The 5,377-nt window shown below is 62.7% G+C and carries 4 protein-coding genes; 3 read left to right on the top strand and 1 reads right to left on the bottom strand.

Annotated features, from left to right (window positions below; all coding sequences use genetic code 11):
• Window positions 1–66 precede the first annotated feature (66 nt).
• Window positions 67–681, top strand: a complete 615-nt coding sequence (locus JWN03_RS29865) for a TetR/AcrR family transcriptional regulator (protein ID WP_297621994.1) — start codon at window positions 67–69, stop codon at window positions 679–681.
• Window positions 682–1,296: 615 nt separating this feature from the next.
• Here JWN03_RS29865 and JWN03_RS29870 read toward each other — a convergent pair.
• Window positions 1,297–1,557: a hypothetical protein gene (locus JWN03_RS29870; RefSeq protein WP_297621996.1), complete on the bottom strand. Its 261-nt coding sequence runs from the start codon at window positions 1,555–1,557 to the stop codon at window positions 1,297–1,299.
• A 756-nt stretch (window positions 1,558–2,313) separates the two neighbouring features.
• On the opposite strand from JWN03_RS29870, the gene JWN03_RS29875 reads away from it, so the two are divergent.
• Together JWN03_RS29875 and JWN03_RS29880 are read left to right on the top strand one after the other, a co-directional pair.
• Window positions 2,314–4,011, top strand: coding sequence for a fatty acyl-AMP ligase (locus tag JWN03_RS29875; protein ID WP_297621998.1), 1,698 nt, complete (start codon window positions 2,314–2,316; stop codon window positions 4,009–4,011).
• Window positions 4,008–5,354: a MupA/Atu3671 family FMN-dependent luciferase-like monooxygenase gene (locus JWN03_RS29880; protein WP_297622000.1), complete on the top strand. Its 1,347-nt coding sequence runs from the start codon at window positions 4,008–4,010 to the stop codon at window positions 5,352–5,354. The genes JWN03_RS29875 and JWN03_RS29880 overlap by 4 nt, the downstream gene beginning before the upstream one ends.
• Window positions 5,355–5,377: the final 23 nt, after the last annotated feature.

Raw genomic sequence — 5,377 nt, forward strand, 5'->3', positions numbered from 1 at the left:
CAATGTTGCTAGCAACAAAAGTGGACGAAATGTTGCAGAGCGCGCGCTCTCTGCTAACGTCGAGGTGTGACCACCACGTCGACGACCGCGAAAAACATGCTCGGAACAGCCGATTCTCTCGAATCGCGCATCCTCGACGCTGCGTTGGTCCAGTTCGAACAGGTCGGCATCAAGAAGACGACCATCGAGGACATCGCCCGCCAGGCCGGCGTCGACCGCGTCACCGTCTACCGCCGTGTCGGCTCCCGCGACGACGTCGTACAGGCCGTCACGACCCGCGAAGTCGCACATGTACTCGCCGAGCTCGCCGCGATCCCCGAACGGCACAACAACCTCGACGACCTCGTCGCCGACATCCTCGTCACCGTCACCACCCGCTGGCGCACCCATCCGCTGGTCAATCGGATGCTTACCCTGGAACCCGAACGGGTCCTGCCCCAGCTCACCACCGACGGCGGACCCATCTTCGCCATGTCGGCCGCGGCAACAACCGCCGCGCTCCGGCAAGCAGTCGAGAACGGTCTCCTCCCGAACTCCCCCGACCTGTTCATCCGCGCCGAAATCGTCTGCCGATTCGCACACTCACTCATGCTGCAACCCGACGGAGCCATCCCGCTCCACTCGACCGAGGAACTCGACGCCTTCGCACGAAAGTACCTCGTACCGATCATCACCGGCTGAGCCCCGGCCGACCTGCCACCGGACGTCGAAACGCTGTCACCTCCGACTGTTCCGGCGCGCAACCATGTCGAAGGCGATCTCCAGTTCATGGCAGTGGTGGCGGCGTTACTGGCCGGCGGGACATACCCTCCGCAACAGAATCTCGGCGCGTGACGGGGCGTGCACACCGCGGTCACCGAAACACGTCAGCGGTGTCGAGACCGGCCAGGGCGCCGATCTGATCGGCCAGCCCGTCGAGAAGTGCCGCACGTGAGATGGGTTCTCGGCTGAGCACATAGCGGACCGGAATAGCCAGGCACAGCTGGGTTGCCAGCCAGTATCCCGCCTCCAGCTCGGCCCGCGAAGCGGGGTACCGAGCAGGAGGAAGGCCGTGCGCATGTGGTCCCGCAGACGTTGCTCGATGGCCCGCGTGGACTCGGGCCGGACCAGCAGTGGCGCCTCGACGACCACCACCTCGAGTAGTCGGCGGTTCGCTTCGAGCACGCTGAGCATGGTCTCGGCAGCCTTCAGGAAACTTCTCGATCGGCCCGTTCGAGGCGGGCGGTCGTATTCGAGAGGGCGTCGCCCAGCAGCACGAGGAACCGATCGAGGACACAGCGGACCACACCGTCCTTGTCACTGAAGTAGTAGTACAGCGGGCCGGGGCTGATCCCCGCCTTCCTTCCCGTCCGGACCGGTACCTTTGAGATGCCCTGTTACGTACCACCATTCCATCTGCTTGCTGTGGCTTGATTCATTGGCAGCGACGAACTGGGCCGGCGTCACCGCTCCTGCTTGCCCGGACAGGCTGATCGACAACATGACCGTGATTGCCGCGACCAGTATCGCGCGCAGACCACGGCGACGCGGGTGACGTCTGGAATTGGAACTGAACACTTGAACCTCCTTTGACGAGCCCATGCAAAATATGGGCCGCGGAGGTTCGACTTCAATTCGCGTTTTCCGATCATCGAAGACTCGGGTCACACATCCGTAAAGCCCTGGTGGGCAGCACAAATCTTCACCGGGTGCGCTCTGACGACAATGATCGGTCGGACACTGCTCGGGTTCTCGTTCACACGAGCGCCCGTGGCAAAGCTGAAGCCGGTCATGAACCTCCGACCGCCTTCAGCAGCCGCCCACCGCGGCTTCGCGGATTCGACAATAATCTCGACCCATCCGCGACACCGGCGGCGACGAATAGGAGGAGCACTAGACCACTGCCGTTGCGCCCCACCAGGAAAGGAGCACGGTCACACACACGTGCGCGAGGTGCGTGTAATCCGCAGTGTTGTAATACCTTTCGACGTCAGAGGTGGTGGCATTCACGTGCCGACCGGCTCGGCGCAGTGGTCGGGTCCGGCAGATGTGGTCAAGTGGCCAATTGCCGGATGCGCAACTGACTAGTACAGAAGCAATTGCTTGGTGATGGGGATGCTCAATGTATCGCCGAAGTTCTGGTCGCCGAGGCCCACCACGGGAGGGACTTCGAGCGCCGCTCGGTCGATCGGATCTACGCGGGGGATGTCCTGCGCACGGAGCGTATCCGCACCGCTGCCGCGGTGACTTTCTGCAGGCCGCGCGTAACGCGTATCGCCTGAATATCGTTAATCCAGTGTAGCTAAAGCTGCTGACTCGGGAGGTCGAAGGTCGATGAGTTATGAACAAATATCAGGGCATCCGTCGACTCTGGCGGACATCCTTGTGAGTCGCGCCGCCGAACAACCCGGGCGAATCGGCTACACGTTTGTCGACGGTCGCGGTCACCGCGAAGTCGAGGACTATGCACTCCTTCTGAACAATGCGGTCGGCTTGGCGACTCGGTTGCAGGAAATCAGTGCGCCGGGTGATCGAATCCTGTTGCTCTGTCCACCGGGACTCGACATGATTCATGCATTCTTCGCCTGTCTGCTGATCCGGCGCGTCGCCGTGCCACTGTATGTGCCTACCTCACAACGACATTCCGATACCGTCGCGGCGATCACGCGGGATAGTGGTGCTGTTGCCGTCATTGCGCCGCAGTCGGCCGCGTCGGTGGCACGCGACCTGCTCGGCTGGCCCGACGAGAAGATCCTCGACAGCGCGGCCACCCAAGGCGGTAGTTCCCTGCAGCTGCTCGACAGACCTCTCCCCTCGGAAAACGACATAGCGCACCTGCAGTACACCTCGGGTTCCACCGGATACCCGAAGGGTGTTGTGGTGCGCCACCGCAACCTCATGCACAACCTCGAGTGTCTGCAGCGCAGCCTCGGGTACACCGGGAGTAGCTCGGCCGTCCATTGGCTGCCGCCATCTCATGACATGGGTTTGATCCTGGGAATTCTTTCGCCGCTCTTCGTCGGGTACCCCGTGACGCTCATGTCGCCGCTGACGTTCTTGCGTAATCCTCTCAGCTGGTTGCAGGAGATATCAGAGAACACGAATACCACTGCGGGTGGGCCGAATCTGGCATATGGAATTTGCGCCGAGCGAGTGTCCCGCACGGAGGCCGAGCAGCTGGATCTGTCGCACTGGGATATCGCCTTCGTCGGAGCCGAACCGGTCAATCCGACCATTCTGAGAGCATTTGCCGATAAATTCGCCGGGAGCGGATTTCGCCCGGAAAGTTTCATTCCCGGCTACGGACTCGCCGAGGCTACTTTGTATGTGAGTGGTGGACCTGCCGGCTCAGGCCTGCGCACATGCTCGTTCGCGAACGAGGAACTCGAAAAGGGCTTCGTCATGGAAAAGCCGAATGGTCGAGAACTGGTCGACTACGGTCCGGTCCGGGCGGGGGCCGCGGCGATGGTCGATCCCAGGACACTGCAACGATCGGATCCTGGGCGGGTCGGCGAAATCTGGCTGTCCGGAGAGAGTGTCACGTCGGGCTACTGGAACAAGCCCGAGGAGAGCGAGCGAACATTCTCGGCAGAGATCGCGGATGAGGGCGGAACACCCTATCTGCGCACCGGCGATCTCGGATTCATGGTCGACGGTCATCTCTTTGTCTGCGGGCGTCTCAAAGAAGTCATGATCATCAACGGGCGAAACCTGTTCCCGCAGGATATCGAGTGGAGTATCGAATCCAGTCATCCGAGCCTGCACCGTGGTGGCTGTGCCGCAGTGTCGATCGAAATACACGGCGAAGAACGTCTGATCGTCATTCAAGAGATCGATGATGAAATCGCGGCCGACAGTGTCACCGCCCTGGAGGAGTCGATCAAATCGGCAGTCAGTCGTGACCACGGCGTATCGCTGTATCGAGTGATATTCGTCGGCAAGGGCAAGGTGCTGAAAACGACCAGTGGCAAGATCCGCCGATCGTACCTGCGCCATTTGTACGCCGACGAGATCGAATCGAGGGCCATATGAGTGAGCCGCAGAGCGACGCCGAGACCACGGTGTTCTTCCTGGACTGGGCGAAGCAGCGCCTGGGACTGGATTCCGTCGACCCTCGGACGCCGCTCACCGCACTGGGCCTCGACTCGATCAAAGCCGCCGAGCTGTTGACGATCCTCGAGGACCGATTCGACATCGAGATTTCCGCCGAGGACATCTACGGCGGCATATGCATCACCGATTTGGTCGAGGAAGTCGCCAAACACCGTGACCCCGGCGCCGGGGTCCAGGTCGCCGACGCGGTGACCGGCTCGAGCCCGCAGTCTCGCCAGGCCGGCGCCGGCATCGAATTCAGCCTGTTCTTCTTTGCCAGCGATGCGCAGCAACACGGTGCGCATCGCTACCAGCTGCTGTTCGACAGCGCTCGCTTCGCCGACGCGCACGGCTTCCGCTCGATCTGGTTGCCGGAACGCCATTTTCACAAGTTCGGCGGACTGTACCCGAATCCCGCCGTCCTGGGGGCGGCGCTGGCGGCGATCACGGAGCGGGTGCGGATCAGGGCGGGCAGTGTGGTGCTGCCGCTGCACAACCCGGTGCGGGTCGCCGAGGACTGGTCGGTGGTCGACAATCTGTCGGACGGCCGGGTCGATATCGCGTTCGCCACGGGCTGGAACCCCGACGATTTCGTGCTGGCGCCGGACAATTACCGCGCGCGGGTCGACGTCACGCGATCCGGTATGCGGAGTGTTCAGCAGCTGTGGCGTGGTGAGTCGATCTCGCTGCCGAACGGAGTCGGTGAATCGCGGTCGGTGTGCATCTTCCCCACCCCGATCCAGCCGGACCTCGCCACCTGGGTCACCTGCAGCGGAGGTGTGGAGCGCTTCGAGATGGCGGGTGAGCTGGGCACGAATGTGCTGACCGCCTTGCTCTTTCAGAGCGTGGACGAACTGGCGGAGAAGATCACCGCCTATCGCAAGGCGCGAGCCCAGCACGGCCACGACGCCGACGCCGGAAAAGTCACGGTCATGCTGCACACCTTCGTCGGGGACGACGACACCGCCGTCCGGCAGACGGTGCAGGGACCGTTCAAGAGCTACCTCGCGGATTCCGTCGATCTGTGGCGCCGTGGCGCGGAGGCCCTCGAGGACCTGGACGACAGGTCGCGAAACAAGGTGCTGGACTTCGCCTTCGAACGCTACTACCGAACCAGCGGACTGTTCGGCACCCCGGATTCGGCGCTGCCCATGGTCGAAAGCCTGCAGCGAGCGGGCGCCGACGAGATCGCCTGCCTCATCGACTTCGGAGTGGCCGCGCCGACCGTGCTCACCGGTCTCGAATCGCTGGCCACCCTCGCGAAACAAACACGCTCTCTGTGAGCTTCGGATCTTCAGGAGGCGGG

It is taken from the genome of Nocardia sp., from assembly GCF_025465275.1.
In the GTDB taxonomy this organism is placed as follows: domain Bacteria; phylum Actinomycetota; class Actinomycetes; order Mycobacteriales; family Mycobacteriaceae; genus Nocardia.